Annotated in this window: 26 protein-coding genes and 1 other RNA gene; 11 read left to right on the plus strand and 16 right to left on the minus strand. The window is 74.0% G+C overall.

What is annotated here, in order from left to right; all coding sequences use genetic code 11:
- Positions 1–36 precede the first annotated feature (36 nt).
- The 3 genes from E1165_RS04770 to E1165_RS04780 form a co-directional block, all read right to left on the minus strand.
- On the minus strand, positions 37–480 hold the full coding sequence (locus E1165_RS04770) for a VOC family protein (RefSeq protein ID WP_132388095.1): 444 nt from the start codon (positions 478–480) through the stop codon (positions 37–39).
- Between the two features lie 73 nt (positions 481–553).
- Positions 554–1,252, minus strand: coding sequence for an NADPH-dependent F420 reductase (gene npdG / locus E1165_RS04775; RefSeq protein WP_132388097.1), 699 nt, complete (start codon positions 1,250–1,252; stop codon positions 554–556).
- A 69-nt stretch (positions 1,253–1,321) separates the two neighbouring features.
- Positions 1,322–2,755: an RNB domain-containing ribonuclease gene (locus E1165_RS04780; RefSeq protein WP_132388099.1), complete on the minus strand. Its 1,434-nt coding sequence runs from the start codon at positions 2,753–2,755 to the stop codon at positions 1,322–1,324.
- Positions 2,756–2,827: 72 nt separating this feature from the next.
- Between E1165_RS04780 and E1165_RS28815 the strand changes: the two genes are divergently transcribed.
- The 4 genes from E1165_RS28815 (at position 2,828) to E1165_RS04805 (ending at position 6,229) form a co-directional block, all read left to right on the plus strand.
- A complete protein-coding gene (locus E1165_RS28815; protein ID WP_165945139.1) occupies positions 2,828–3,859 on the plus strand; it encodes a hypothetical protein in 1,032 nt (343 codons plus the stop codon).
- Positions 3,860–4,129: 270 nt separating this feature from the next.
- Positions 4,130–4,558: a hypothetical protein gene (locus E1165_RS04795; RefSeq protein ID WP_132388103.1), complete on the plus strand. Its 429-nt coding sequence runs from the start codon at positions 4,130–4,132 to the stop codon at positions 4,556–4,558.
- A 629-nt stretch (positions 4,559–5,187) separates the two neighbouring features.
- Positions 5,188–5,661, plus strand: coding sequence for a hypothetical protein (locus tag E1165_RS29715; RefSeq protein ID WP_243704586.1), 474 nt, complete (start codon positions 5,188–5,190; stop codon positions 5,659–5,661).
- Between the two features lie 52 nt (positions 5,662–5,713).
- Complete coding sequence (locus E1165_RS04805; protein ID WP_132388105.1) at positions 5,714–6,229, plus strand: NUDIX domain-containing protein; 516 nt, start codon at positions 5,714–5,716, stop codon at positions 6,227–6,229.
- A 156-nt stretch (positions 6,230–6,385) separates the two neighbouring features.
- Here E1165_RS04805 and rnpB read toward each other — a convergent pair.
- Positions 6,386–6,803: RNase P RNA component class A (gene rnpB, locus E1165_RS04810), an RNA gene on the minus strand.
- A gap of 131 nt (positions 6,804–6,934) precedes the next feature.
- Here rnpB and E1165_RS04815 point away from each other — a divergent pair.
- Entirely contained in the window at positions 6,935–7,696 is a 762-nt protein-coding gene (locus tag E1165_RS04815; RefSeq protein WP_132388107.1) for a sulfite exporter TauE/SafE family protein, read from the plus strand.
- A 109-nt stretch (positions 7,697–7,805) separates the two neighbouring features.
- Here the strand turns inward: E1165_RS04815 and mctP are convergent, their stop codons facing one another.
- The 7 genes from mctP to E1165_RS04850 form a co-directional block, all read right to left on the minus strand.
- On the minus strand, positions 7,806–9,461 hold the full coding sequence (gene mctP / locus E1165_RS04820; RefSeq protein WP_132388109.1) for a monocarboxylate uptake permease MctP: 1,656 nt from the start codon (positions 9,459–9,461) through the stop codon (positions 7,806–7,808).
- A 58-nt stretch (positions 9,462–9,519) separates the two neighbouring features.
- Entirely contained in the window at positions 9,520–9,792 is a 273-nt protein-coding gene (locus E1165_RS04825) for a DUF3311 domain-containing protein (protein WP_132388111.1), read from the minus strand.
- 213 nt (positions 9,793–10,005) lie between these two features.
- The gene (locus tag E1165_RS04830; protein ID WP_132388113.1) at positions 10,006–11,142 is read right to left on the minus strand and encodes a bifunctional RNase H/acid phosphatase; all 1,137 of its coding nucleotides are present in this window, start codon (positions 11,140–11,142) and stop codon (positions 10,006–10,008) included.
- Positions 11,143–11,145: 3 nt separating this feature from the next.
- Positions 11,146–11,883, minus strand: a complete 738-nt coding sequence (locus E1165_RS04835) for a zinc ribbon domain-containing protein (protein WP_132388115.1) — start codon at positions 11,881–11,883, stop codon at positions 11,146–11,148.
- Positions 11,873–12,709 carry a Nif3-like dinuclear metal center hexameric protein gene (locus E1165_RS04840; protein ID WP_371687303.1) on the minus strand — a complete coding sequence of 279 codons (837 nt, stop codon included), beginning with the start codon at positions 12,707–12,709 and terminating at the stop codon, positions 11,873–11,875. Before E1165_RS04840 ends, E1165_RS04835 begins: the two co-directional genes overlap by 11 nt.
- A gap of 122 nt (positions 12,710–12,831) precedes the next feature.
- On the minus strand, positions 12,832–13,407 hold the full coding sequence (locus E1165_RS04845; RefSeq protein ID WP_132388119.1) for a flavoprotein: 576 nt from the start codon (positions 13,405–13,407) through the stop codon (positions 12,832–12,834).
- A gap of 16 nt (positions 13,408–13,423) precedes the next feature.
- Positions 13,424–14,650 (minus strand): helix-turn-helix domain-containing protein, encoded by a 1,227-nt coding sequence (locus E1165_RS04850; protein WP_132388121.1) that lies wholly within the window; start codon positions 14,648–14,650, stop codon positions 13,424–13,426.
- Positions 14,651–14,896: 246 nt separating this feature from the next.
- On the opposite strand from E1165_RS04850, the gene E1165_RS04855 reads away from it, so the two are divergent.
- The 3 genes from E1165_RS04855 to E1165_RS04865 all read left to right on the plus strand — a co-directional run bounded on the left by E1165_RS04855 (position 14,897) and on the right by E1165_RS04865 (position 16,269).
- Positions 14,897–15,568 (plus strand): bifunctional DNA primase/polymerase, encoded by a 672-nt coding sequence (locus tag E1165_RS04855; protein ID WP_132388123.1) that lies wholly within the window; start codon positions 14,897–14,899, stop codon positions 15,566–15,568.
- Between the two features lie 49 nt (positions 15,569–15,617).
- Positions 15,618–15,809 (plus strand): hypothetical protein, encoded by a 192-nt coding sequence (locus tag E1165_RS04860; protein ID WP_132388125.1) that lies wholly within the window; start codon positions 15,618–15,620, stop codon positions 15,807–15,809.
- Between the two features lie 202 nt (positions 15,810–16,011).
- Entirely contained in the window at positions 16,012–16,269 is a 258-nt protein-coding gene (locus E1165_RS04865; RefSeq protein ID WP_132388127.1) for a DUF3040 domain-containing protein, read from the plus strand.
- A 75-nt stretch (positions 16,270–16,344) separates the two neighbouring features.
- On the opposite strand, the gene E1165_RS04870 is transcribed toward E1165_RS04865, so the two are convergent.
- The 3 genes from E1165_RS04870 to E1165_RS04880 all read right to left on the minus strand — a co-directional run bounded on the left by E1165_RS04870 (position 16,345) and on the right by E1165_RS04880 (position 20,999).
- On the minus strand, positions 16,345–17,307 hold the full coding sequence (locus tag E1165_RS04870) for an SWIM zinc finger family protein (protein ID WP_132388129.1): 963 nt from the start codon (positions 17,305–17,307) through the stop codon (positions 16,345–16,347).
- Positions 17,304–20,543: a DEAD/DEAH box helicase gene (locus E1165_RS04875; RefSeq protein ID WP_132388131.1), complete on the minus strand. Its 3,240-nt coding sequence runs from the start codon at positions 20,541–20,543 to the stop codon at positions 17,304–17,306. Before E1165_RS04875 ends, E1165_RS04870 begins: the two co-directional genes overlap by 4 nt.
- A gap of 114 nt (positions 20,544–20,657) precedes the next feature.
- A complete protein-coding gene (locus E1165_RS04880; RefSeq protein ID WP_243704587.1) occupies positions 20,658–20,999 on the minus strand; it encodes a DUF664 domain-containing protein in 342 nt (113 codons plus the stop codon).
- 149 nt (positions 21,000–21,148) lie between these two features.
- Between E1165_RS04880 and E1165_RS04885 the strand changes: the two genes are divergently transcribed.
- On the plus strand, positions 21,149–21,346 hold the full coding sequence (locus tag E1165_RS04885) for a hypothetical protein (protein ID WP_132388133.1): 198 nt from the start codon (positions 21,149–21,151) through the stop codon (positions 21,344–21,346).
- Between the two features lie 33 nt (positions 21,347–21,379).
- Here the strand turns inward: E1165_RS04885 and E1165_RS04890 are convergent, their stop codons facing one another.
- Positions 21,380–22,528, minus strand: a complete 1,149-nt coding sequence (locus E1165_RS04890) for a polysaccharide pyruvyl transferase family protein (protein ID WP_132388135.1) — start codon at positions 22,526–22,528, stop codon at positions 21,380–21,382.
- A 447-nt stretch (positions 22,529–22,975) separates the two neighbouring features.
- Here E1165_RS04890 and E1165_RS04895 point away from each other — a divergent pair, with 447 nt between their 5' ends.
- Together E1165_RS04895 and E1165_RS04900 are read left to right on the plus strand one after the other, a co-directional pair.
- On the plus strand, positions 22,976–23,911 hold the full coding sequence (locus E1165_RS04895; RefSeq protein WP_132388137.1) for a phosphotransferase: 936 nt from the start codon (positions 22,976–22,978) through the stop codon (positions 23,909–23,911).
- A gap of 56 nt (positions 23,912–23,967) precedes the next feature.
- Entirely contained in the window at positions 23,968–24,711 is a 744-nt protein-coding gene (locus E1165_RS04900) for a 3-oxoacyl-ACP reductase family protein (protein WP_132388139.1), read from the plus strand.
- Between the two features lie 96 nt (positions 24,712–24,807).
- Here E1165_RS04900 and E1165_RS04905 read toward each other — a convergent pair whose 3' ends face one another.
- A complete protein-coding gene (locus E1165_RS04905) occupies positions 24,808–25,605 on the minus strand; it encodes an alpha/beta fold hydrolase (protein ID WP_132388141.1) in 798 nt (265 codons plus the stop codon).
- Positions 25,606–25,778: the final 173 nt, after the last annotated feature.

The following is a 25,778-nucleotide window of genomic DNA, read 5'->3' on the forward strand; positions in this document are numbered from 1 at the left end:
GGCGCTCTCCCCGCGTCCCGGCCCGCCGATCAGGGATCAGCTGACGCAGAACTCGTTGCCCTCCGGATCGGCGAGCTGCACCGAGTAGTAGTCGTTCGTCGGATCGTCCATCGCCCCGAGCACCCGCGCCCCGAGCACCACCAACCGGTCCACCTCGGCGTCGACCCGGGCCCGCCGCTCGGGCAGCGGCACCGTCCGGCCGCCGCCGGGCCGAAGGTCGATGTGGAGCCGGTTCTTCACCGACTTGGCCTCGGGCACCGGCTGGAACCAGATGGGCGGCCCCCCGCCGGCGGGATCCTCGATCCGATCCTGGCAGTCACCCTCGGGCAGCTCCGCCGCGGGCACCCCCACCGACAGGTACCACGCCCGCCAGGTCGGGAAGCCGCTCGGCGGAGGCTGCGGACGGTACCTCAGCGCCGCCGCCCAGAACCCGACCAGCCGGGACGCGTCCCGGCAGTCAACCGTCAGTTGCCACGTCATGCGAACACCCTGACATCCACCTACGACAGCGGTTCTCGCACGGATCCGGGCAGGATCCGCGCGGCGTCGGTCATCAGAGATCGGTGACGCGGATGCCGGCGTGTGCCTTGTAGCGCTTGTTGATGGCGATCAGGTTGGCGGTGAACGCCTCGATCTGGTGGGCGTTGCGCAACCGGCCGGCGTAGATGCCGCGCATGCCGGGGATCCGGGCGGCCAACGCCCCGACGATGTCGACCAGTTCCCGGTCCTCGGTGCAGATCAGCACGTCGAGCTCGATGCGGTCGATCTCCGGGTCGGCCAGCAACGGGGCGCTGACGTGGTTGAACGCGGCGCAGACCCGCGAGTCGGGCAGCAGGGCGGCGGCCTGCTGCACGGCGCTGCCCTCCGCCACCGGCAACGCGTACGGGCCCTGCTTGTCGAAGCCGAGCGGGTTGACACAGTCGACCACGATCGTGCCGGCGAGCGGTTCGGCCAGAGCGGCGACGGTGGCGGCGTGCCCGTCCCACGGCACCGCGATGACGGCCACGTCGCTGCGGCGGGCGACCTCCTCGTTGCCCGCCCCGGTCACCTCGGTCCCGGCCGGCACCCCCGGCAGGGCCGCGATCTCGGCGGCGGCCTCGGCGGCGCGCTCGGCGGAACGGGAACCGATCAGCACCGTCTGCCCGGCCCGGGCGAACCGGTAGGCGAGACCCCGCCCCTGGTCGCCGGTGCCACCGATGATGCCGACGGTCAGCCCGGAGACGTCGGGCAGCGTGGTCGCGTCGTAAGCCATACGATCATCCTCGCAAACGGTCCCGCCGGGCAGCAGCGCCCGTCACTGTGACAAACCCCGCCCCGAGGGTCAGTCGTGGGCGAAGATCACCGTGCGTCGGGCCGGGTCGGCGGTGACCAGTCGGACCTGGATCCGCTCGCCCAGCGGCAGGTGGCCGACGCACCGGGCGCGCACCGGCGGGTCGTCCAACGCCACCGTGCCGCCGGGCTGCCGGCCCGGCCTCGACTGCCCGTTGGGCGGGGCGTCCACGTCGAGCACGGCGGCGGCGAAGGTCTCCCCCACCCGGTGCGCGAGCAGCACCGCCTCGGCCAGCTCGATCGCGCCCCGGGTGGCGGCGCCGGCCGTGCGGTCGGTCGCGGCCATCACCTCGGGCAGCCGGGGCAGCGCCGCCCTGGCCCAGTCGGGCACCGGCCGGCCCTCGTGCAGGGCCAGGCAGACCTCCGTCGCGTACCGGTCGGCCAGCCGCCGCAGCGGGGCCGTGACGTGGGCGTACGCGGCGGCGACGCCGCCGTGCTCCGGCTGCTCGGGCGGCTCTCCGTCGAAGGCCGTGTACGCGGCCCCGCGCATCAGCTCGGCCGCCTGGTCGACGAAGGCGGCGGCCCGGGACCGGGTGGTGTCCAGCCCCGCCAGCAGCTCGCCGATGCTGGTCCCGTTCAACCAGGGCACGCCCAGCGCCGTCGCCGCGGCACGAAGCCGGGCCACCGCCTCGGGCTTCGGCGGCGGCATGGTCCGTAGCAGGCCGATCCCGCCGGCGAGCATGATGTCGGCGGCGGCCATCCCGGTGAGCAGGGAGATCTGGGCGTTGTGGTCCTCCATCGGCACCGGGGGGCGCAGCACCAGCCGCCAGCCGTCACCGTCGGGTTCGACGTCCTGCTCGGGCAACGGCAGGTTGACCGCGCCCCGGCGCAGTCCCCGGGCGGTGAGCAGAGCGCCGATCTCGGGCAGCAGGGCGATCGGCTCGGGCAGCGTCCCGGTCTCGGCGGCGGCCTGCACCCCGACGTAGTCGAGCTTGGCGCGGCTGCGTACCCGGGCGCGTTCCAGCGCGACGGCGACGGTGTCACCGTCGGCGTCGAGGTCGAGGGTCCACACCACCGCCGCCCGGTCGACGTCGGGCAGCAGGCTGGCCGCGCCCTCGCTGAGTGTGTGCGGGTGCAGCGGCACGTTGCCGTCGGGAAGGTAGACGGTCTGCCCACGCCGCCAGGTCTCCGCCTCCAGCGGACCGCCGGGGCGGACGTGGGCGGCGACGTCGGCGATGGCGTACCGCACCCGGAAGCCGCCGCCGGGGCGGCGGCTCAGGTGCATCGCCTGGTCGAGGTCACGGGAGGTCGCCGGGTCGACCGTGACGAAGGGCACGTCGGTGCGGTCGACCCGGTCGGGCGGCGGGGCGGCGGCCGCCTCGTCCGCCTCGCGCTGCGCCGCGGCCGGGAAACCGTCCGGCAGTCCCAGCTCGCGGCGCAGCGCACCGAAGTCGATGCGGGGCGCCAACACACGTCGGATGACCACGGGTCAATCCTGGCAGCCCCGCCGATGATCCGCTCTCCGGCACAGGGGCGGTCGTCTCCGTACGGTCAGCCGGTGGCCTTCCGGGCGCGCGAGCGGGTACCGGTCGGCGCGGCGGCGCGGGCGGCTGCGGTACGCGACGGGGCCTTGCGGGCGGTGGTCTTCTTCGCGGGCGTGGTCTTCGCCGCCGCCTTACGGGCGGTGGTCGACGACGTGGCGGTCGCCCTCTTCGCCGGCGCCTTCCCGGCGGTGGTCTTCGTCGCCGGCGCCTTCCTGGTGGTGGTCTTCGTCACCGGCGCCTTCTTCGCCGCCGTGGTGGTCTTCTTCGCGGCGGCCGTGGTCGTCTTCTTCGCCGTGCCGGCGCTCCTGCGGACCGCGGCGGTGGCCTTCCTGCCGGTGGAGGTCACCTTCCGGGCGGCCGCGGTGGACTTCGCGGTGGTGGTCTTCTTCGCCGCGCCGGTGGTCTTCCGGGCGGCGGTGCCGGCCTTCTTCGCCGTCGCCGTGGTCTTCTTCGCCCCGGCGGTGGTCCTGGTGACGGCCTTCTTGGCCGGAGCCTTCTTCGCCGTCGTCCTGGTCGCCGGGGCCTTCTTCACGGCGGTCTTCGTCGCCGCCGTGGTCCTCTTCGTCGCCGGCGCCTTCGTCGCCGCCGTGGTTCTCTTCGCCGCCGTGGTTCTCTTCGCCGCCGTGGTCCTCTTCGCCGCCGTGGTCTTCTTCGCCGCCGTGGTCTTCTTCGCGGCGGTCGCCGTGCTCGCCGGGGCACGCCCGGTCCCAGCACCCGCGGCGCTCGGTGACGTCTTGCCGGCCGGCGCCCTCCGGGCCGTCACGGTGGCCGGTACGGACCGGCGTGCCACGGTGGTGCCGGCGCGCCGCTCCGCCGCGGCGGACTTCCTGGCGGCCGGGCGGGTGGTGGCCTGTTGTGCTTCGGCCATCTCGGTTCCCTCCTTGGGGACATGCGCTCGCGTGCCTCGCCTGGAGGCACGGAGTTCCTCGACGCGGGCTGTCCCGCGCCGCCTATCTGCCCTCCCCGGCCCAGCGGGCGTCCTCGGCCTCCCACGCTTCGTTACGCTCCCGCACCTTCTGCAGGGCGTTCTCCGCGTCGGCGGCTGAGGCGTACGGCCCGAGAACGTGCCGGGCGGGACACACGTCGGCATCGGTCTCGACCCGGTGGTGTCGCGTGCACCAGTAGTAGTGCCCGCCACGTCCGCTGTCGTTCATGAGATCACTGTGCACCGAGAGCAGCCCGGCCGCCACCGGATCGGACAAATACGCGCCGGCTTCCACATTAGACCTGCTCACGGGCCTGCGGGCGGGAACAACGGAACCGGCCCGCGGAGGACGGGGCAGCCGGGAAGCCGGTCGGTGACGCAGAATCCCGGGGTGCGTTTCGGGGGAGGAAGATCGGCGTGGACGCGACACGGCCTGATCGCCGGGGCTGTCGCGGTGGTGCTGACCGCGGTCGGGACGGTGGCGACGCCCCTGCTGCGGGACCGCTCGCAGCAACGCTTGGAGCAGCGGGCCGCCCGCGAGGTGATCGCGACCGCCCAGTGGACGCGCACGCAGTTGCTGGCCGACCCGGCGGCCGGGCAGGCGACGCTGCGCGGGATCGCCGACCGCGCCGACGGCGTCGAGGTGCTCACCCTGGAGACCGGCGCCGCCGGCGTCCGGCTGGTTTTCCGGGTTCGCGTGGCGAAGACCGCGTCGAGCGTCTTCGGGTGGCAGCGGGCCACCGCGTACGGCTGCTTCGCGCAGGTGGTGGGCTCGGGCCCCGGTCCGGCGGCGCTGGAACGGGTGCCGTGCCCGTCGTGACCGGCTCCGCTGAACGGCCGGTACCACGGCGCAGCCGGCACCGGCAGGATCGGCGGTCGTGACCAGGACGACGGCCGGGACGGGATCCTGTCCGCGCTGCGGTGCGACGACCGTTTCGGTGCGCGAGGCGTTGCCCTGGTGCGCCCGCTGCGAGTGGAACCTGGACGGCTACGACCAGGACCGGCAGGCGCCGGAGTTCGGCTGGTCGTGGGCCGACCGGCTGACCCGGCAGCAGTACGCCGCGCTCGTGGATCGCCCGCTGGACGCGACCGGGCTGGGGGTGGCCGGGGTCATCACCGCGTTCGTCTCGCTGCTGCTGGCCGCCGGAGTGGTGGCGATGGCGGCGGCGCTGCTCTTCGCGTACCCCTTCCCGAACCTCGCCGTCGTCGCCGGGCTGGCGTTGCTCGGTCTGGCGGTGGTGCTACGGCCCCGCCTCGGGCGGTTGGACCGGGAGAGGGAGGTGCTCTCGCGGGATCAGGCACCGCAACTGCACGCCCTGGTCGAGGAGGTGGCGGCGGCGATCGGCGCACCGGTGCCGCACGTGGTCGGCGTCGACGGGAGCATCAACGCGTACGCGACGTCGATGGGGCTGCGCCGGCGACGGGTGCTCTGCCTGGGACTGCCGCCAGATGCTGTCGTGGCTGTTGTCCCGGCTGCTCTTCGCCGGTCACCTGCTCCTGGTGGTGACGGCGCTGCGGGACAGCCAGCGGGCCGAGTACCTGGCCGACGAGATGTCGGCCAGGGCCGCCGGCACCGCCGGAGCGACCGGCCTGCTCGACGTCCTGCTCAGCGGCGAGTCGGTGGCGTTGGTCGTCCGTCAGGCATCGCGCGCCGGGCACGGACCGGCGACGTGGCGGGCGGGCGTGGCGAGGTCGCTGGCCGGAGCCGGCGAGCGACTGCCCCTGCTGCGCCAGCTCTCCCTGCGCGAGCAGGTGTCGCTCTTCGCGTCCCACCCGCCCGCCGGTCTGCGGCACCGGATGCTCACCGCCCGCGCCGGGCAGCACCCTCGGGTGGTGGTCACCGAGACCCGCGCGGAGCGGATCGACGCGGAGTTGGCCCGGCACTACCAACGGGTGAGCCGCGACCTGGCCTGGTCCGGCTGACACCCCGCCGCCTGCCGACACAGGGCGCGACCGCGGGGGCTAGGGTCGCCGGATGGGCGTACCGGACTACATCCGTCGGATGCGCAGGCACGTCGGCCACGATCTGCTCTTGCTGCCGAGCGTGAGCGCCGTGGTGTGCGACGACCGCGGCGCGCTGCTGCTCGGCAGGCGGACCGACGACGGCCGCTGGTCGGTGGTGAGCGGGATCGTCGAGCCGGGTGAGCAGCCCGCCACCGCCGTGGTGCGGGAGGTGGCGGAGGAGACCGGGCTGCGCGTCGAGCCGATCCGGCTGAGCAGCGTGGTCTCGCACCCGCACACCTATCCGAACGGGGACCGCTGCGAGTACCTCAACCTCGGCTTCCACTGCCGGCTGATCTCCGGCACCGCGCGTGTCAACGACGACGAGTCGCTGGCGGTGGAGTGGTTCCCGCCGGACCGGCTGCCCGAGTTGGACGCGCACGCCCGCCTGGTCGTCGCCCACGCCCTCGGGGCCGGATCGGCCACCTGGTACCTGCCCGCCGGCTCCACCTGGGACGAGGTGGCGGTCGGTCAGTCGATGAGCCAGTAGCAGCTCGCAGTCCAGGATCAGGCCGCTCCCAGGCCGTCGGGGCCGTCACGTCACCAGGGCGTCGGACGCCGGCCCGAAGATGATTGATGATGACCGGCAATGCCCGAAGAAACACCAGGCCAACCGTCACTTGGTGGCGGCTGGCCTGGTGGGCGACGGACGAGTCGACCTGTACGCCGGATTCTGTGCCCGGCGCGTACCCCTCGCGGGGCCCGCGCCGGCGGCGGTCATCCATCTCGGCCTGCCGTCGCCGACAGGCTCGTGCGGCCTACCCGCAGACATCGGGCGGGCAGCCCTCGAGCGTCTGCGCCGGGCCGTCATCTTGCGGTGACGGCCCTTTCTTGGCCTTGCTCCGGGTGGGGTTTACCGAGCCACCCCGGTCACCCGGGGTGCTGGTGGGCTCTTACCCCACCGTTTCACCCTTACCGTCCCGTTACGGACCGGCGGTCTGTTTTCTGTGGCACTGTCCCGCGGGTCACCCCGGGTTGCCGTTAGCAACCACCCTGCCCTGTGGAGTCCGGACGTTCCTCGGCGGCGGGCCGTGGCCCGCCGACGCGACCGCCCGGTCGACTCGTCCGTCGCGTCCTCATCCTAACGACGGGACAGGCAGCCCGGATTCCACCCCGGGCCGAGAGGAGCGAAGCACAACGGGGGTGGCGGTGCGGCGGATCGGTCAGGTCGGGCGGGTACTAGCCTCGGGGCATCATGGATCTCTCCGACGCCACCCTCCTGCTCACCGCCGGCCTCGCCGCCGGTGCGGTGAACGCGGTGGCCGGCGGCGGCTCCCTGATCACCTTTCCGGCGTTGATCGCGATCGGGCTGCCGCCGGTGCCGGCGAACGTCAGCAACTCGGTGGCGGTCTTCCCCGGGTACGTCGCCAGCGTGGCCGGCAGCCGGACGGACCTGCCGCCCGGCCGGTCGCTGTGGGCGCTGCTGCCCACCGCCGTGGTGGGCTCGGTGGCCGGCTGCCTGCTACTGCTGGCCACCCCGGCCCGGGCGTTCGAGCTGGTGGTGCCGTTCCTGGTGCTCGCCGCCACGGCCATGCTCGCCTTCCAGGATCCACTACGCCGCATGGTCGGGCACCCGGCCGACCTCGGCCCGCGCCGCCGTACCGTCACCGTGCACGCCATGGTCGCGGTCGGCACAACGTACGGCGGTTACTTCGGCGCGGCGCTCGGCGTGATGCTGGTGGCCAGCCTGGCCCTGGTGCTGGACGCGACGCTGGCCCGGGTGCTGGCCGTGAAGAACCTGCTCTCCGCCGTGGTCGGGCTGACCACGCTGGTGGTCTTCGCGCTCTTCGGCCCGGTGAACTGGGCGGCGGTCGCGGTGGTGGCCCCCGCGACGCTGCTCGGCGGGTACGCGGGCGCGCGGCTGGTCCGCCGACTGCCGCCGGTGGTGCTCAGGACCCTGATCGTCGTCTTCGGCACGGTCGTCGGCCTGTACCTGCTCTGGAGCGCGCTGCGCTGAGCGGCACCCCGTTCGCGGAGCCAGCACCCGCGACGGGCGACGCGGCCGGCACCGGGGCCGGCCGCGAACGCCCGTCGCGGGTGCGCCGGTGAGACCCGGCGGGCACCGGTCAGGCGACCGGTTCGCGGGCCGGGTCGGCGTCGCCTGCGGCACCGGGGGTGACCCGTGGGTCCCCCTCGTCGGCGAAGTAGTCGTCCGGCTCGGTGCCGTCGGCCCCGTCGGCGACCTTCGCCGCCCGCAACGCCAGCGTCACCAGCGCCGCCACCGCCAGGTTCACCAGTACGGCCACGATGCCCACGTAGATGGTCTTCTTCGTGTCGAACCCGAAGTCGGCCAGCGGGAACGCCGAGCCGCCGAAGTGTTTCCGCCCGGTCGCCGCGTTCGGGATCTGGTACAGCATCCACATGCCCAGGCCCATGCCGGCCACCCAGCCGGTGACCAACGCGCCCCGGTGCAGCCAGCGGGTGTACAGGCCCAGCGCCACCGCCGGCAGGGTCTGCAGGATGATCACGCCGCCGATCAGCTGGAGGTCGATGGAGAACTGCGGGTCGAGGAAGACGATGCAGGCCACCGCGCCGACCTTCACCACCAGCGAGGTGATCTTCGAGACATTGGCCTCCTGCGCCGGGGTGGCGTCCCGCTTCAGGTACTCCTTGTAGATGTTGCGGGTGAACAGGTTCGCGGCCGCGATCGACATGATCGCCGCCGGCACCAGCGCGCCGATACCGATGGCGGCGTACGCGACACCGGCGAACCAGTCGGGGAACTGCTGGTCGAACAGGACCGGCACCACCGTGTTGCTGTCCACCGTGCCCTCCCGGGCCCCGGGCAGCGGCTTCACCCCCGCCGCGACGGCCATGAACCCGAGCAGCGCGATCAGGCCGAGCAGCAGGCTGTACGCCGGCAACGCCGACATGTTCCGCTTGATCACGTCGCGGTTCCGGCTGGCCAGCACGCCGGTGATGCTGTGCGGGTAGAGAAACAGCGCCAGCGCCGAACCGAACGCCAGGGTCACGTACTGGAGTTGGTTGTCGGCGCTCAGCAGCACCCCGTCGTTCGGGTTCGGCGAGGCGGCGAACTTCGCGTCGGCGGCGTCGAAGATCGCCCCCCAGCCGCCCAACCGCTGCGGCAGCCAGAGCACCGCCACCAGGATCACCACGTAGATCAGGCTGTCCTTCACGAACGCGATCAACGCCGGCGCCCGCAGCCCGGACTGGTACGTGTACGCGGCCAGGATCGCGAAGGCGATGATGATCGGCAGGTGCCGGGCGAGAGCGGTGTCCCCGGTTACCCCCATCGTCTTCAGCACCGCCTCGATACCGACCAACTGCAACGCGATGTACGGCATGGTGGCGACGATGCCGGTGACCGCCACCAGCAGCGCCAGCACCGGCGAGTCGAACCGGCGACGCACGAAGTCGGCCGGGGTGACGAAGCCGTGCCGGTGCGAGACCGACCAGAGCCGGCACAGTACCAGGAACACCAGCGGGTAGATGACGATCGTGTACGGCACCGCGAAGAAGCCGGCCGCGCCGGCGCCGAACATCAGCGCCGGAACCGCGACGAAGGTGTACGCGGTGTAGAGGTCGCCGCCGACCAGGAACCAGGTGATCCAGCCGCCGAAGTTGCGCCCGCCCAGTCCCCACTCGTCGAGATGCGCCATGTCCCTGGGCGCGCGCCACCGGGCCGCGACGAACCCCATCGCGCTGACCAGCAGGAACAACCCGGTGAAGATGATGATCTCGGTCAGGTGGTCACGCCACACCAGCGAACCTCCTTCGTTCGCGACCACGGGGCTCGCCGGCCCGGTTCGCTCCTCGCGCTCACCGGTCACCCCGGTTCTTCGTCATCTGGTAGACCAGCGTCGTCGTGGCCACCCCGAGCAGGATGTAGGCCAGTTGCAGCCAGTAGAAACGCGGGAAGCCGAGGAACCGGGGCGAGTCCGCGTTGAACAGGGCCGGGATCAGGGGCACCACGATCGGGACGAAGAGCAACCAGTTCCAGGGACTGTGGTCCTTGGCCCTGGACGACGTCGTCGGGTCCGTCGTCGTGGCGTCGGACCCTGACCGGGCCGGCGGCGTTACGGGATCACTCATCTGCCCTCTCCGAAGGTCGCGGTCTGCTGCGATCGGGCGGAGAGTAGCCGTACGGTCACCCGGCCCACCGGGTCGGCCGATGCAGGGTGCGCCGAACGGCGATCCCGCTGCGCCGAACGACGTACGGATCCGGCAGGACTGCGGAGCAGATCGCCCGGCCGGCACGACCGGCTCTCCCGCTGCGACGGGGAACGGCCGGAGGGCGCAGCCGGGTCAGCGGGCCGCGAGGTGCGCGGTGTCGTTGACCGACCGGACCGCGACGCCACCGTCGGGCCACATGTCGAACACGGAGATCCCGGCCGCGTCCAGGTAGAGCCGGTGCAGGAAGGCGTCACCGGCGGCGAGGGCGTCGCGCAGCGCCAGCTTGATCGGCGAGACGTGCGAGACGACCACCACGGTCTCCCCCGGGTACGCGCGACCCAGCTCCGCCACGGCCTTCGTCACCCGGGCACCCACCGTGGCGAACGACTCGCCGCCGGGCGGGGCGACCCGGGTGGAGGCGAGCCAGGCGTCCAGTTCGCCCGGCCAGCCCTCGCGTACCTCGGCGAAGGTCCGGCCGTCCCAGTCGCCGAAGTCGCACTCGATCCAGTCGTCCTGCCGCCGCACCGGGAGGTCGCCGAGGGCCGCGGCGATCGCCTCGGCGGTGGCCGTACACCGGGACAGCGGCGAGCTGAGCACGGCCGCGACGGACGGGGCGAGCTGGGCCACCCGGGCGGCGGTGGCCCGCGCCTGCGCCCGGCCGGCCTCGGAGAGGGGGACGTCGGCGCGGCCGGCGTAGCGTTGCTGGACGGTCCACTCGGTCTCGCCGTGCCGGACCAGGATCAGCCGGGTGGCCGTGAAGCTGGGCCGCGGCTCCCAGGACGGCTTGGCGGTCGCCGGGTCGCTGCCGGTGGTCCGGGCGGCCGCCGTGCCGGTGGCCGGTTCGGTCACCGCCGTGCCGGCGGCCGCGTCCATCGCCGCGTTGGCCAGTGCGTCGGCGTGCCGGTTACGTTCCCGGGGAATCCAGCTGAACCGGACCCGGTCGAACCGGTCGACCAGCGCGGCGGCCTGCGCCGCCAGCGGGCGCAGGCCCGGATGCTTGATCTGCCAGCGGCCACACATCTGCTCGACCACCAGCTTGGAGTCCATCCGGGCCTCGACGTCGACCGCGCCCAGCTCGGCGGCGGCCTCCAGACCGGCGATCAGCCCCCGGTACTCGGCGACGTTGTTGGTGGTCGTCCCGATCGCCTCGGACCGTTCCGCCAGCACCTCGCCGGAGTCCCGGTCGCGGACCACCGCGCCGTAACCGGCCGGCCCCGGGTTGCCCCGGGATCCGCCGTCGGCCTCGACGACGACCGCGCGCACCGCCACCGGCTACAGCCCCGACTCGTTGGTACGCACCATGATCCGACGGCACTCCTCGCAGCGGACCACCTCGTCCGGAGCCGTCTTACGGATCCGGGCGAGGTCCGCGCCGGAGAGGTCCAGCCGGCAACCGCCACACCGCCCGGCGGTGAGCAGCGCCGCGCCCAGCCCGCTGTCCTCGCGGATCCGGTCGTAGAGGGCGACCAGGTCGGCGGGGAGGTCGGCGACGAGCGGCCGGCGCGCGGACTTCTTGAAGTCCTCCTCCCTGGCGATCTCGGCCAGGCTGTCGTCCCGGCGCCGCTCGGCCACCGCGCGCCGCTCGCGCGCGGCGGCCAGCTTGGCCTCGATCCCGTCGAGTACGCCCTGCGCGGTCTCCCGCTGCTCCATCAGCTCCAGCTCGGCGTCCTCCAGGTCGCCCTGGCGGCGGTTGAGCGAGACCAGCTCGTGCTGGAGCGCCTCCAACTCCCGGGCCGGCCCGGTGCCGGCGGCGAGCCGGTCCTCGTCCTTGGTCTTGCGGGCCCGGACCTGGTCGATGTCCTTCTCCAGCCGGGCGATGTCCCGGTCCAGGTCGTCGACGGCGACCTGGGCGCGGACCCGCTCGTCCTCCAGCGCGGACAGCTCACGCGCGAGGGCCTCCAGCTCGGCCCGCTCCGGCAGCGTCCGGCGGCGGTGGGCCAGCTGGGCGAGGGCGGTGTCGATGGCCTGCAGGTCGAGCAGGCGGCGCTGGACCTGGGGTTCAGCCTTCACGGTGGAGCTCCTTGTCGTCCGGTGCGGGCGCGGCGGCGTGCAGGGTCCAGGGATCGGTGTCCAGATCGGACACGAAGGTCTCGACGCCGAGCTCGGCCCGCAGGTGGGCGGCCAGGTCGTCCAACCAGGGTCGTTCGGTCGCCCAGTGGGCGGCGTCCAGCAGCGCCGGGCCACCGGCGGCGAGGTGTTCGCCGGCCGGGTGGTGCCGCAGGTCGGCGGTGAGGAAGGCGTCCACCCCGGCGGCGGTCGCCGCGGCCAGGAAGGAATCGCCGGAGCCGCCGCTGACGGCCAGCGTACGCACCAGCCGCCTCGGGTCGCCGGCGGCGCGGACGCCCCACGCGGTGGCGGGCAGCACGGCGGCGGCGTGCCGGGTCAGCTCCGCCAGGGTCATCGGGGTGGGCAGCTCACCGACCCGGCCGATGCCCCGGCCCTTCCCCTCGGCCGGGGAGCCCGGGGCCGGCCGGTGCAGCGGACGAAGCCCGGTCAGCCCGAACCGGGCGGCGAGGGCGTCGGAGACACCCGGGTCGGCGACGTCGGCGTTGGTGTGCGCGACGTACAGGGCCACGTCGGCGCGGATCAGGTCGTGCACGATCCGCCCCTTGTACGTGGTCGGGGCGACCGAGGAGACGCCGCGCAGCAACAGCGGATGGTGCGCCACGATCAGATCGGCCCCGGCGGTGAGCGCCTCGGCGACCGTCTCGGCCACCACGTCGACCACGCACGCCACCCGGCGGACGACGGCGGCGGGCTCGCCGAGCACCAGGCCGACCCGGTCCCACTCCTCGGCCCAGGCTGACGGGTAACGGCGCTCCAGCGCCGCCACCACGTCGGCGACGGTCGGCGTTGTTGCGCTTGTGCTCACGGCCGGTCAGCTTACCGGCGAGGGCCGGGAGTACCGTCACGCCCACCGCCCGTGTTCCCCGGCACGGCCGCGTGCCGGAGAGCCGGTCAGGCTGCGGCGCTGCCCCACCGGTCGGGCAGCGCCGCCACCGCGGCCTCCCACGGGAAGGCGTGCAGGTGTCGTTCGGCCGCGCCCGGCGGGTGCAGCGGGAAGACGTGGTCGCCGAAGAGCACCGTCGTGCCCCACTCCCGTAGCCGGGACAGCCCGGCCTGGAACGCCGGATGGGCGGCCATCGCCGTGTTGGTGAACGGGACGACCACCACGGGCAGACCCTTACCCTGCCCCTCGACCAGCAGGCCCAGGGCCAGAGTGTCGGTGATCCCGGCCGCCCACTTGTTGACCGTGTTGACCGTCGCCGGGCAGACGATCATCGCGTCGGCCGGGGGCAGCAGGTCGGGATCGCCGGCGTTCTTGTAGTGGGCGCGTACCGGGTGACCGGTCAGCCGCGCCAACGCCGCCCGGTCGACGAACTTCGCGCCGTCGGGCGTGGTGACCACGCAGACGTCCCAGCCGACCTGCTGGGCCAGCTCCACCAGGCGTCCGACGTGCCGGGCCAGCGGCGAACCGCAGGCGATGACGTAGAGCACCGGCAGGTGCTCGCTTCGAGGGTGCGGACCGTTCATCCGGCCGGCACCGCGCTCATACTCCAACTCCCATGTGCTCAGCCAACTCGGCAATCGGCGGAGGCGGCGCACCACGTGTGCGACGCAGCACGTCCGACATCACCTCGTGGGCGATCGGCCGGCACCGGATCTCCGAGGGGGCGAGCCGGTCGCCACGCAGCAGCATATCGCCGGCGTTGGCCACGTCGCCGATCTGGGCGTACCCGCGGGCGATGTCGAGCAGGTGGTGCGCCCGGCGCTCCGGCAGCAGCGCGTTGAAGGCCGGTTCCGGGATGCCTTGGTGGATCTCCACCGCCCGGCCGCCGTCGCCCAGCTCGACGGCGGCGGCGGCGCGGTGCAGTTCGAGGTTGGTCGGGCCGAACGACGTCCAGTAGTGGTTCTGGTCGCCGCCGAGCAGCGTTGCCGCCTCGTGGGCGCCGTTGAACAGGTCGTCCACGGTCGCCGAGTCGCCGATGCGGGCCGCCGCCATCGCGCCCTGGAGCAGCAGCATCCCGTACACGGAGAGGCGGTCCGGTTCCGCGTCGTGCGGGCCGCCGGGGGCCAGCCGGTTGGCGATCGTGACGTTCAGCTCCAGGGCGGGACGGGCCCGGCCCATCGCCACCAGGGCGTTGCAGACCCGGGTGGTGGCGATCCCGGCCAGCAGCTGGTCGTCGGCGCGCTGGGCGACCGCCATCGACCGGTCCGCGGCCAGCCAGGCCAGCTCGCACTCGCCCAGCTTGCGCAGCACCGAGGAGGCGATCTGGTAGACCTGCCCGAGCAGGTGCGCCGCCTCCTTCGCCTGGTCGCCGCCGTAGCCGGCGTCGGCCGCCTGGGCGTCACGCAGCAGCTTCGGCAGGGCCCGGGTGAGCATCCCGTAGCGGCCGTACTGGTAGGTGAGCCAGGCGTGGTTGACGGCCTTGCGCATGTCGACCAGCGGCGGCGGGTACGGCGCGGCGTCGAAGTAGGCGCTCATCGAGTCGTACCGCTCCAGGGCGGCCCGGATCTCCTGCACCTCGATCTGGTCGATGCAGTTGAGCGCGTCGGTCCGCCGCTCCGGATCCTTGCCGAGCAGTAGCTGCACGTCGACCTGGAGGATGTCGGCTATCTCGTAGAGGACGGAGAACTTGTCGAGCCGGCGCACGCCACGCTCGACCTTGTCGACCCAGCTCTTGGACTTGCCCAGCCGGTCGGCGAAGACCTGTTGGGACATCTTGCGCCGCGCGCGCCAGTAGGCGACCCGCCGACCTATGGGTAGCTCGTCCATCCCCTTCTCCTCCCCCTCGTCCGTCCGGTGGACCCGGACGCTCCCCCCGTCGGCGCGACGATCCGCCCGTCTCAGGTTTTCGCTGGTCGCACAGGTTGTACGTCGGCCATACGGCCAGTCCTCGTACCTTTCGTGCAAGTTGCACGAGCCGTTCGACAGCTCAACGATCGCGGGTCATGGCAGTGACGGTGCTCGACATGTCGCCTGGTGGGACGTCCGGGTCGGGGCGAGGGGAGATCACGGAGAATGTGGAGGAACGTCGGACCACGGGTCGCTCAACTGCCGTCGATCGAGCGGGTCCGGTTGCGCCGGATCGCCGTGCGGTACGCCATCCACGGCTGGCCGGTGACCCCCGGCGCCTGTCTGGCCAGGAGCCGCTTCGTCTGCGGCCGGGCCGGCTGCCCGACCGTCGGTTGCCATCCGGCGTTGGAGGACTGGGAACACGCCGCCAGCGCCGACCCCGCCCGGGTGGCCAACTGGTGGCGCAGCCGGCCGCACGGCGTGCTGCTTCCCACCGGCCGGGCCTTCGACGTGCTGGAGGTGGCGGCCCACCTGGGCCGGCACGTCCTCGACGCGATCCCGAGGCATCCGGCCGGCGCCGGTGTCCGCGGCCCGGTGCTGGTCACCCCGACCGGGCGATGGATGTTCCTGGTCCGCCCCGGCGACCCGCTGCGACCCGAACTCGACCACTGCTTCCAGGTGGTCCGCCACGGGCCCGGCTCGTGGATCGCCGCGCCGCCGACCCGGCTGCCGGAGGGGCCGGTGCGCTGGGCGGTCGCCCCGGAGCAGGCACAGTGGCGGCTGCCCGACTCGTACCTGGTACAGAACGCCCTCATCGGCGCGCTGCGGGCCTCCGGGGTGACGCTCACCCCGGAGCTGCTGCCCGGCCAGCTCCCGCTGCCCCGTCGCGGTCACTGATCCGACCGTCCGGGCGGCGTCCCCCGGCGACGGCGAGGTCGTTGAACCGGTGACGGACGATCGGGCGGAGCGGGGGTACGAGATGGCCAGGGACGACGCGGCACGGCACACCGGCGGCACCGAACCGCCGCCGCACCACCGGCGGCCCTACCGCTGGTCGGGCACCCGTCCGGGCGGCTCCCGCCCGGAACGCGCCCGACCGGCCGGCGGGCCGTCCGGCAGCCGCCGCCCCGCCCGCTGACCCCGCGAGGGCGCAAACCGGACAGGCGACGCGACGTACGGCGTACCGCGGTGTCAGGTGACCCGGACGCCCCGGTTCGCACCGTCGTGCGAACATCGCGATCCCCGACCTGGCGGGAAAGTAGCAGCGGCAGGAGGGCGTGAGTCGCCGCCACAGCGGGTAAGCCGCCGGACCGCTGAAGCCGTGAGGGGAAGGCATCGCCATGCTCAGCAAAGAGGATCAGCGCAGATTCGAACAGATCACCCGGCAGCTCCGGGAGAGCGACCCGAAGTTCTTCGCGAGACTCGACCATCGGGCTCGGGCCCGGCGCGGGCGCTGGCTGATGCTGCTGACGATCGTGCTCTGGGCGTCGCTGCCGGCCATGACCGTGCTGGCCGGACGGTTGGCCGGCGTGATCTGCGCCCTGGTGCTGACCGTCAACGCCGCCCTGATGTGGCGCTTCCGCCGCCGCTGGCTGTGACGGCGGCAGGCCGGGAGGCCGGACACCGGCGTCCACGCCGGACCTGATCGTCCACGATCCCGCACGGGCCACAGGTCAGGCGTCGCCGAAGGCCCGGTACGCGCGGCGCAGCCGCTCCAGCAGGCCGGGGCCGCCGATCGCCGGGCCGGGTGCGCCGAGCTGCCGCAGCAGCAGTTCCGGACCGGTGGCCAGGGTGGGCGGACGGTCCGGCAGCGGCACCGGCGGCAGCCAGAACCGGTCCACCGAGTCGGTCAACGGGGTCGCGGGCAGGCCGGCCAGCACGCGGAAGGCACCGGCCGCGGCCTGGTCGTACCCGGTCGCGGCGTCCGGCGCGCTGGCCTGCCGCGCACCTGCGGGTGCCGGCGCGGCACCGGCACCGTCCGGGTGCGACGGTGCGGTGGCGCGGGCGCGCAGCGCACGCAGCCGGTCGAGCAGGGCCGCCCGGCTGCGACCACGCCAGTGCAGCAGCTCGAACGGATCGGCGTCGAACGCCTCGGCGAGCAGGTAGAAGGCCGCCGCCAGGTGCTTGCACGGCACCGCGGCGTCGGGGCAGTCGCACCGCTGGGCCAGCTCCCGCACGCCACCGGGGAAGAGCGGGGCGCCCGCGTCGGCGAAGACCTGCTCCAACTCGGCCGGGAGGTCGCCGGCGAGCAACCGGGCACTGAAGAACGCCTGCGCGGCGAGATCCCGCTCGACCCGTTCCCAGAGCGCTGCCGGGAAGGTCGGCAGCTCGATGGTGACCCGGTACGGCGCGGCCCGGGAGCCCTGCACGGTCGCCTCGACCCGGCCGGGTGCCACGTCGAGGCGGAGCACCTGGCCCCGGCGCGCGTACGCCCGGCCGCGGGTGAGCCGGGTGCCGAGCGCGAACGACTCCAGCACCTCCAGGAAGCGACGTGACCACCAGGAGACGCCGATCGCTCCCCGGGTGCTGCGTGCCCTCAGTCCACCGTCGACGCGGCGTGGTCGGCCGAAGTCGGCGAACCGACCCGCTCCGGGCGGCGCGCCGGAGGGGCGAGGCGTCTCCCCCTGGCGGCTCACTCGGCCACCGCCCCGGCCTCCAGGGCGAACAGTTCGCGTAGCTGGGCGGTGGAGAGTTCGGTGATCCACTGCTCGCCGCTGCCCACCACCGAGGTGGCCAGGGCGCGCTTGTCGGCGATCATCGCGGCCACCTTCTCCTCCACCGTGCCCGCGCTGACGAACTTACGGACCTGTACCCGGCGGCGTTGGCCGATCCGGAACGCCCGGTCGGTGGCCTGGTCCTCCACCGCCGGGTTCCACCAGCGGTCCACGTGCACCACGTGGTTGGCGGCGGTGAGGGTGAGCCCGGTGCCGCCGGCCTTCAGCGACAGCACGAAGACGGCCGGGCCGTCCGGGGACTGGAACCGGGTGACCATGGCGTCCCGGTCGGCCTTGCCGACCCCACCGTGCAGGAAGAGCACCTCCCGGCCGAACCGGGCGGACAGGTGGCCGCGGAGCATCCCGCCGAACTCGGCGTACTGGGTGAAGAGCAGGGCCTTCTCCCCGGCGGCGAGCACCTCGTCGAGGATCTCCTCCAGCCGTTCCAGCTTGCCGGAACGGCCGGGCAGGGCGGAACCGTCGCGCAGCAGTTGGGCGGGGTGGTTGCAGACCTGCTTGAGTCGGGTCATGGTGGCCAGCACCAGCCCGCGGCGCTCCATCCCGTCGCTGGACTCGATCCGCGCCAGCATGTCGTCGACGATCGCCTGGTACAGCGAGGCCTGTTCGGCGGTGAGGTTGCAGAGCACCTCCATCTCCAGCTTCTCCGGCAGGTCCGAGATGATCGAGGAGTCGGTCTTGAGCCGGCGCAGTACGAACGGGCCGGTCATCCGGCGCAGCCGGGCGGCGGTGGCGGCGTCGCCGTGCCGCTCGATCGGCACCGCGTACGACTGCCTGAAGCTGGACGCCGGGCCCAGCAGCCCCGGGTTGGCGAACTGCATGATCGACCAGAGGTCGGCGAGGCGGTTCTCCACCGGGGTGCCGGTGACGGCGATCCGGTGCCGCGCGGGCAGCGACCGGACCGCCTCGGCCTGCCGGGTCGAGGCGTTCTTGATCGCCTGTGCCTCGTCGACCACCACCCGGTGCCAGGCGACGGAGGCGAGCGCGACGGCGTCGCGGGCGGCCACCGAGTACGTGGTGAGGACCAGATCGGCGGCGTGCACCGCGTCCTCGAACTCCGCGCCCCGGGCCCGGTCCGCGCCGTGGTGCACGTGCACCCGCAGGCCGGGGGTGAACCTCGCGGCCTCCCGCTGCCAGTTGCCGACCAGCGACATCGGGCAGACCAGCAGCGTCGGACCGGCGTCCGGCGGATCCCCGGCGAAGAGGGCGAGCATCTGCACCGTCTTGCCCAGACCCATGTCGTCGGCGAGGATCCCGCCCAGGCCGAGGGACTGGAGGAAGGCCAGCCAGGCCAGCCCACGCCGCTGGTACGGCCGCAGTGTTCCCTTGAAGGCGGGCGGTGGGTCGAGCGGGGTGAGTCGCCGCTCGGCCTCCCCGGCGAGCAGGTCGCCGAGCGGCCCGTCGGCGGTGACCTCCAGCACCGGCAGCGCGTCCGGCCGGTCGCTCCCGGCGAGGCCGAGCCGGAGCAGGTCGGCGACGGTCAGCTCGCCGGAGGAGCGCAGCAGTCGCAGCCCGGCGGCGAGCCGCTTCGGGTCCAGCTCCACCCAGCGTCCGCGCAGCCGCACCAGCGGTGTCTTCAGCGCGGCGAGGGCGGCCAACTCGTCGGCGTCGACGGTCTCGTCGCCGAGCGCCACCTCCCACCGGTAGTCGACCAGCGCGTCCAGGCCGAGGCCGCCGGAATTGGCGGCCACCGTGCCCGGGGCGGTCCGGCCGCGTGCCCGCAACCGGGCGCCGAGCCGCGCCGACGGGCGTCGCCACCAGGACGGCAGCAGCACCCCGAAGCCGGCGGCGTGCAGCACCGGGGCACCGTCGCGCAGGAACCGGTGGGCGCCCTCGGCGTCCAGTTCCAGCTCCTCCGGTGTCGCGGTGCGCAGCGCGGCGTCCAGCTCCGGCCAGAGCCGGCCGGCCCGGCCCAGCTCGGCCAGCAGGGTCTCCTGCGGGCTGTCCAGCGGCCCGGCCAGCGCGGGGACGGTCTCCGGTGCCCGCCACACCTGCCCGGCGTCGACGTGCAGGCCCGGCTCGTCGGCGGCCTGGAGGCCGAACTGGATCCGCCAGCGGCCGTCGGTGCGGACCACCGTGGCCGGGTCCGCCGGCACCACCACGAGCGGATCGGTGATCTCCTCGGGCTCGGGCTCGACCAGGCGGAAACTGGCCCGCACCGCCCCTCCGGCGGCGTCCCGCTGCCAGGCGTCCAGCTCGGCGCGGAGGGTGCCCAGCGCGTCCGGGGTGGCGGTGAACCCCCGCTGCGGGCCGCTCAGCGCGGTCAGCCAGCAGCCGGCCGCGGTGTCGCGCCGCCCACCCCGGGCCAGGTCGGCGTCGGCGAGGACGATCCGGGCGGCGGCGTCGGTCAGGGCGTCCAACGCGTCGGCGACCAGTGTGCCGGGATCGGGCGGTTCGCCGCCGGGTGCGGCGGCGCGGGCGGCCGGGGGCAGCGCCAGGGCCAGCGAGCGGGTCCAGGCGGCGTCGGCGCCGGTGAGCAGTGGCCGCCACGTCGCCCAGGCCGGCAGCCGGCCGTCGGCGACGCCGGGCCGCCGCCACGGCCCGGTCGCCGGGTCACCGGCCGACCGGTTCCGGCCACGCCCGGTCGGGGGCCCGACCGGCCCGTCCATCCGGTGCGGGGCCGCGCCGCCGGGCGTGGCGGGGTTGGCGCCGAGCAGGGTGGCCGGCGGGGTCGGCGGCCGGTCGGCGAGGCTCGGCAGCAGCCGGCCCCGGGCCACCAGGTCGACCGCGAAGTCGGCCAGTTCGGCGAGGTGGCGCAGGGTCGCGCCGGGCACGGCGGCGAGGTCGCCGAGGGTACGCAGCACCGCCAGCGCGGCGTCCGGGTCGTACGCCAGCACGGGAGCGCGCCACCCGGCGAGGGTGACCGGGCCGCGTACCGGCTCGGCGACGGCGGTCCGGACCAGCTCGGGCGAGTCCAGCGGCGAGCCGGCGCGGGTGGGCAGGGTGAGCAGCACGGAGCCGGCCACGGCCGGCCCGTCACCGAGCGCGGCGGCCAGCGTGGCGTGGCCGGCGGCGAACGGATGCCGGCGCTCGCGCGGCGCCCGGCCGGGCCGGCGGGGCACGCTGGCCGGCAGGGAGGTGTCCTCGGCCCAGACGGCGAGGCCGACGCCGACCAGCCACACCCCGTGGATGACCAGCACACGCTCCCCCTCGTCGACGCCCCGGGCCAGGATAGGCGGCGCGGACCGGCCATCGTCGGCGGCGCTGCCGACCGCACCCGCGACGACCCGTCGGGGTCGGCTGCCGCCACCGCCTCAGAGAGCCCCGGTCTCGCCGTCGGTCAGCTCGCGGAGGATGTCGGCGTGACCGGCGTGCCGGGCGGTTTCCTCGATTATGTGGATCAGGCCAGCCAGCGTCTCCCCCCGGTCAGGGCGAAGTTCGCCCGCCGTGTCCTGCTCGGCGGTCGGGAACCGGTCGCCGGGGGCGGGGGCGAGCAGCACCTGGAACCAGCTCCGCTCGACAACGGCGAGGTGTCTCACCAGGCCCGCGAGGGTGGTCGCGGACGGCACCAGCCGATCGGCCGCGTCCGCGTCGGTCAGGTTACGCACCTTGCGCAGCACGACGGCCCGGTCGAAGTCGAGGAACGCCCCGAGCACGGCCGCTCGTCGCCGATGCGGGCCAGCACCGGCCCGAGGGTACGGTCGATCGGAATCTGGGCCATCTTCCGGACCCTGGTCGGGTGTACGCGGGACCGCTGCCCCGGCAAACCCTGCGGAGCGGCGGCACGGCGGGCAGGATGGGCGGCATGGCATCAACGGTGAGGATTCCCCTGGTGGACGGCCCGGCCGACGGCGAGACGGTCGACGCCGAGCTGGACAGCAACCACCGTCCGCCGTTGACCCACCACCACCTGGGCGAGGAGGGGCTGGTCGACGCCCAGATCTACGAGCTGGAGTCGGCCGGTGACGGGTGGTGCTACCGATGGCGCGGCCCGGCCGTGTGACCGCTTGCGCCCCCGGTGGGCGGGAGTGCCGGGTCAGGCGGCCATCCGGGCCAGCGTCCGGTTCCGCAGACTCTCCAGCACCGCCCGGGTGACCTGCGAGGTGCCCCGGGCCTGGTCGCAGACCTCGGCGACCCGTCGTGCGGTCTCCTCGGCACGGGACTCCCGCTCGTCCCACAGCCGGTCGACCTCCGCCAGCAGCGGGCCCTCCACCTCCCGTTCCACGCCCCGCAGCGCCGGCACCCCGAGCCGCTGGGCCAGGTCGAAGACCTTCCCGGCGTACGGCAGCGGCAGGAACGGCGTGCCCACCATCGCGGCGAAGATCAGGAAGTGCAGCCGCATGCCCACCACCAGGTCGAAGTGCTTCATCAGGCCGAGTACCTGCCGGGGCGAGTAGTCGCCGTGCAGGATGCGTCCCCGCTCGGCGGCGACCATGTGCGACAGCACGCCGTGCGAGTGTCGGATGTCGTCGCGTTCCATCGGGACGAAGAGCACGTACGCGTCGATCCGCTGCACCAGGAAGTCGCCGATCTGGGCGATCAGCCGGTGGTACGCGTCGACGTCGAGGCGTTCCGCCGCCCGCCCGGGCTCGCGGACGCTGAGGCCGACCAGGCGCCGCCCGGAGGGGACGCCCTCCTCGCGCAGCAGCCGGGCGGGGAACTCCTCCGGTTCCAGCAGGAACGCCGGGTCGGCGGTGACGGTGATCGGGTTGACCAGACCCGCTTCCTCCAGCACCATCCGGGACTCCTGGTCCCGCACGGTCACCTCGGTGGCTCCGGCCAGGGTTTCCCGGACCATGCCGGTGTCCACCCCGTCGCTGAGCGGCCCGACGCCGACCGCGTACGTGAGCAGCGGCAGGCCCCGCTCCTGGGCGACCCGGACGACCCGCAGGTAGCGCCGGGCCTCCTTGTCGTACAGGATGCCGCCGCCGCCGAGGATCAGCAGGTCGAGCCGGGCCAGCACCTCGGCGGAGTCGACCCGGCTGACCCCCTCCCAGGGCACCGCCTCCACGTCCGGGTGGGCGACGGCGGTGTGGGCGGGGTTACGGGAGAAGACGATGATCCGGGCGTTGGGCTCCTGCTGACGCAGGTCGGCCAGGAGGCCGCTGAGGATGGCCTCGTCGCCGAGATTCCGGCCGCCGTACGAGCCGAGCACACCGATGGTCAGTCCGGTGCCGTGTCGCATCCGCCACTCCTCCCCGGGTACGTCGGGGCCGGTTTCCCGTTGCGACCTGGGCCATACCTGGCCATCCGGGCAGCCCTCCTGCCGCCCACCCGCGTCGGCCGCTGCCGGCCGCCCACCGAGGGCCGCTGTCGGCCGCTCATACACGCCAGCTAGCGGTGTCCCGGGTGACAGACACCCCGCCTTGCCGCAAACGACGTCGTCTCGCCGTTGGCGCGACGGTCGGCGGGCCGGGGGATCAGTCGGGACACGAGGTCCGGAACCACCTCGTCGATGTCGAATCCGGCGTCCTACCCGCACCGGTTCCGTCTGGTCGAGACCCGCTGCTTCGACAGTGGAGTGGTCTTCCTGCGCCACCTGGCCCGACGAACGCCGGCGGACCGATCCCCGGCAGGAAGAACGCCGGTGATGCCCTTGCCACGGCGCTCCGACCCGGGCAACCGTGTACGTATGGACAGCCCGAGAAAGAACCGGATCGGCTGGGACGACCTGCCCGGGCACGTCCGGTCGGCCGTGGAGGACATCCTCGGCGACCGGGTGGTGGAGGCGGTCTCCCAGCCGGGTGGGTACTCTCCTGGCACCGCCGACCGGATCCGCACGGCGACCGGCCGGCGAGCCTTCGTCAAGGCGGCCAGCCCGGCGGTGAACCGGGACACCCCGGCGATGCACCGCAACGAGGCGCGGGTGAGCGCCGCCCTTCCCGCGTACGCGCCCACGCCCCGCCTGCTGGGCTGCCACGACGACGGCGAGTGGGTGGCGTTGGTGCTCACCGACGTCGACGGCAGGCATCCGGCGACGCCGTGGCGTCCCGACGACCTCGACGCGGCGCTGGGAGCCCTGGCGGCCATGTCCGCCACGCTCACTCCGAGCCCGATCGAGCAGGTGCCGACCGCCGCCGAGCGGTTGAGGTACGACTTCACCGGCTGGCGGCGGATCGCGGCCGACCCGCCCGACGGTCTCGACCCGTGGGCCCGGGCCCACCTGGACGAGCTCTGCGACCTGGCGGAGCGGGGCATCGCGGCGCTCGTCGGCGACACGCTGTGCCACCTCGATGTACGGGCGGACAACCTGTTGGTCGACGCCGCGGGCACGATGACCGTGGTCGACTGGCCGTGGGCCTGCCGGGGTCCGGCCTGGCTGGACACCGCCCTGCTGCTGATCAACGTACGGCTGCACGGTGGCCACGACACTGAGGCGCTGCTGCGCCGGCTACCGCTCACCGCCGACGTCGACCCCGTTGCCCTCACCGGCGTGTACGCCGGCATGGCCGCGTTCTTCACCGACGCGGCGCGGCGGCCCCCGCCGCCGGGCATCCCGACCCTCCGCACGTTTCAGCAGGCCCAGGCCGACGCCGTGCTGCCCTGGATCGTCCAGCGGCTGCGTTGAACGCCCCGTCCGATGACCGCCAGACCCTCCCGCCGCTGTCGACGAGGCTGGTTGCCATGACGACGACACTTCTCGGCAAGGTGGCCCTGGTGACCGGCGGCAGCCGGGGCATCGGGGCCGCGACCGCGCTGCGGCTGGCCGCCGACGGCGCCGACGTGGCGCTGACCTGGCAGCAGGACGCCGAACAGGCGGCGACGGTGGTGAAACAGATCGAGGCGATCGGCCGGCGGGCGCTCGCCCTGCGCGCGGACAGCGCCGACCAGACGGCCGTGCGCGAGGCGGTCGACCGGACCGCGGACGAGTTGGGCCGGCTCGACATCCTGGTGAACAACGCGGCGGTGTTCCTGCTCGGCACAGTCGACGGGTTCGACGCCGCGGACCTGGACCGCACCATCGCGGTCAACGTCCGGGCGCCCTTCGTCGCCGCGCAGGCCGCGACCCGGCACCTGGGCGCCGGCGGCCGGATCATCTCGATCGGCAGCAACGTCGCCGAGCGGACGGTCTTTCCCGGGCTGGCCGCGTACGCGATGAGCAAGACCGCCCTGGTCGGCATGACCAAGGGGTTCGCCCGGGACCTCGGGCCGCGCGGCGTCACGGTCAACCTGGTCGTACCCGGGCCGACCGACACGGACGCCAACCCGGCGGACGGGCCGAACGCCGAGGCGATCCGCGGTTTCACCGCCCTCGGCCGGTACGCCACCCCGGACGAGATCGCGGCCACGGTCGCCCACCTCGCCGGCCCGGAGGCCGGGTACATCACCGGCGCGACGATCACCGTCGACGGTGGTTTCACCGTCTGATCCGCATCGGCGGGTGCGGAGGGAAGGCGCCTTCCGCACCCGCGCCCGACCATCCGCGCCGGATCCGCCTCGGCGACGTGCGGGGGCCGGCGTCGGTCACCGCGGGGCGTGCACCTGGTGGGTGAGGAATGGCAGGACGGCGGCGGGCAGAGCCGGCGAGGTGACGATGTCGTGGTGGGTCAGGCCGGGCAGCACCGCCAGCCGGGAGGCGGGCCGGTTCGCGCCGTCCCCGCCGGCGTCACGGTGACCGCCGCCGAGCAGGCCGAAGAACTCCGCCATGTGGGTCACCGGAATCGAGTCGGCGTCGGCGTAGACCAGCAGGGTGGGCACGGTGAGGGCGGCCACCTCCGCCGACCAGTCGTACTCGCGGCGCAGCAGGTCACCGGTCTTGGCCCAGAGCCGGGGCCAGTCCTCGGGGCGGGGGGCGACCCGGGCGTACCGCTCGTGGGCGGGCGTGCCACGCATCCGCTCGCCGAACCGCTCGTCCTGGGCTGCCATCGCCGCCAGCACCTCCGGGTACCAGCCCCGCCGCCGGCAGGGGGTGGAGACCAGCACCAGCCGTCGGAGCAGGCCGGGGTGCTGGATGGCGGCCCGTACCGCCACCCCGCCGCCGAGGGAGTAGCCCAGCACGTCGGCCTCGGCCAGGTCGAGGTGACGCAGCAGCCCGGCGACGTCGTCGGCCATCGACTCGTACCGCAGTGGACGGTCGATGTCGGCGGTGCGGCCGTGCCCCTGGAGGTCGACGGCGATCACCCGGCGTCGGGTGGTGAGCGCGGGCAGAATCGGGGCGAACATCCCCGTCGTGCCGTACCCGCCGTGCAGCAGCACCAGCGGACGGCCGGCGCCGTGCACCTCGTACCAGAGGCGCAGGCCGTTGACCTTCGCGTAGCCCACCCCGCTGCCTCCCGTTCCGCCACGGCCCGCCGGAGACACCTACCGGCTGTGGTTGTCATCGCGCGAACGTCACGTCGGGTGACCGGCGCGCCGAGTGAGTGGGTACCACCCCTCCTCGGCGACCTACCCCCTTGACGGATGGTATGCCGGAGCGGGTGTCCGCTGATCCCGTC

This window comes from Micromonospora sp. KC723, from assembly GCF_004348595.1.
GTDB lineage: Bacteria > Actinomycetota > Actinomycetes > Mycobacteriales > Micromonosporaceae > Micromonospora.

Coding starts and splice junctions, on each gene's coding strand:
- E1165_RS04845 (WP_132388119.1), bottom strand. CDS start 13,407: ATGAACGGTCCGCACCCTCGAAGCGAGCACCTGCCGGTGCTCTACGTC.
- E1165_RS04890 (WP_132388135.1), bottom strand. CDS start 22,528: ATGCGACACGGCACCGGACTGACCATCGGTGTGCTCGGCTCGTACGGC.
- E1165_RS04815 (WP_132388107.1), top strand. CDS start 6,935: ATGGATCTCTCCGACGCCACCCTCCTGCTCACCGCCGGCCTCGCCGCC.
- E1165_RS04885 (WP_132388133.1), top strand. CDS start 21,149: ATGGCATCAACGGTGAGGATTCCCCTGGTGGACGGCCCGGCCGACGGC.
- npdG (WP_132388097.1), bottom strand. CDS start 1,252: ATGGCTTACGACGCGACCACGCTGCCCGACGTCTCCGGGCTGACCGTC.
- E1165_RS04865 (WP_132388127.1), top strand. CDS start 16,012: ATGCTCAGCAAAGAGGATCAGCGCAGATTCGAACAGATCACCCGGCAG.
- E1165_RS04825 (WP_132388111.1), bottom strand. CDS start 9,792: ATGAGTGATCCCGTAACGCCGCCGGCCCGGTCAGGGTCCGACGCCACG.
- E1165_RS04855 (WP_132388123.1), top strand. CDS start 14,897: ATGTGGAGGAACGTCGGACCACGGGTCGCTCAACTGCCGTCGATCGAG.
- E1165_RS04895 (WP_132388137.1), top strand. CDS start 22,976: ATGGACAGCCCGAGAAAGAACCGGATCGGCTGGGACGACCTGCCCGGG.
- E1165_RS04850 (WP_132388121.1), bottom strand. CDS start 14,650: ATGGACGAGCTACCCATAGGTCGGCGGGTCGCCTACTGGCGCGCGCGG.
- E1165_RS04770 (WP_132388095.1), bottom strand. CDS start 480: ATGACGTGGCAACTGACGGTTGACTGCCGGGACGCGTCCCGGCTGGTC.
- E1165_RS29715 (WP_243704586.1), top strand. CDS start 5,188: ATGCTGTCGTGGCTGTTGTCCCGGCTGCTCTTCGCCGGTCACCTGCTC.
- E1165_RS04805 (WP_132388105.1), top strand. CDS start 5,714: ATGGGCGTACCGGACTACATCCGTCGGATGCGCAGGCACGTCGGCCAC.
- E1165_RS04900 (WP_132388139.1), top strand. CDS start 23,968: ATGACGACGACACTTCTCGGCAAGGTGGCCCTGGTGACCGGCGGCAGC.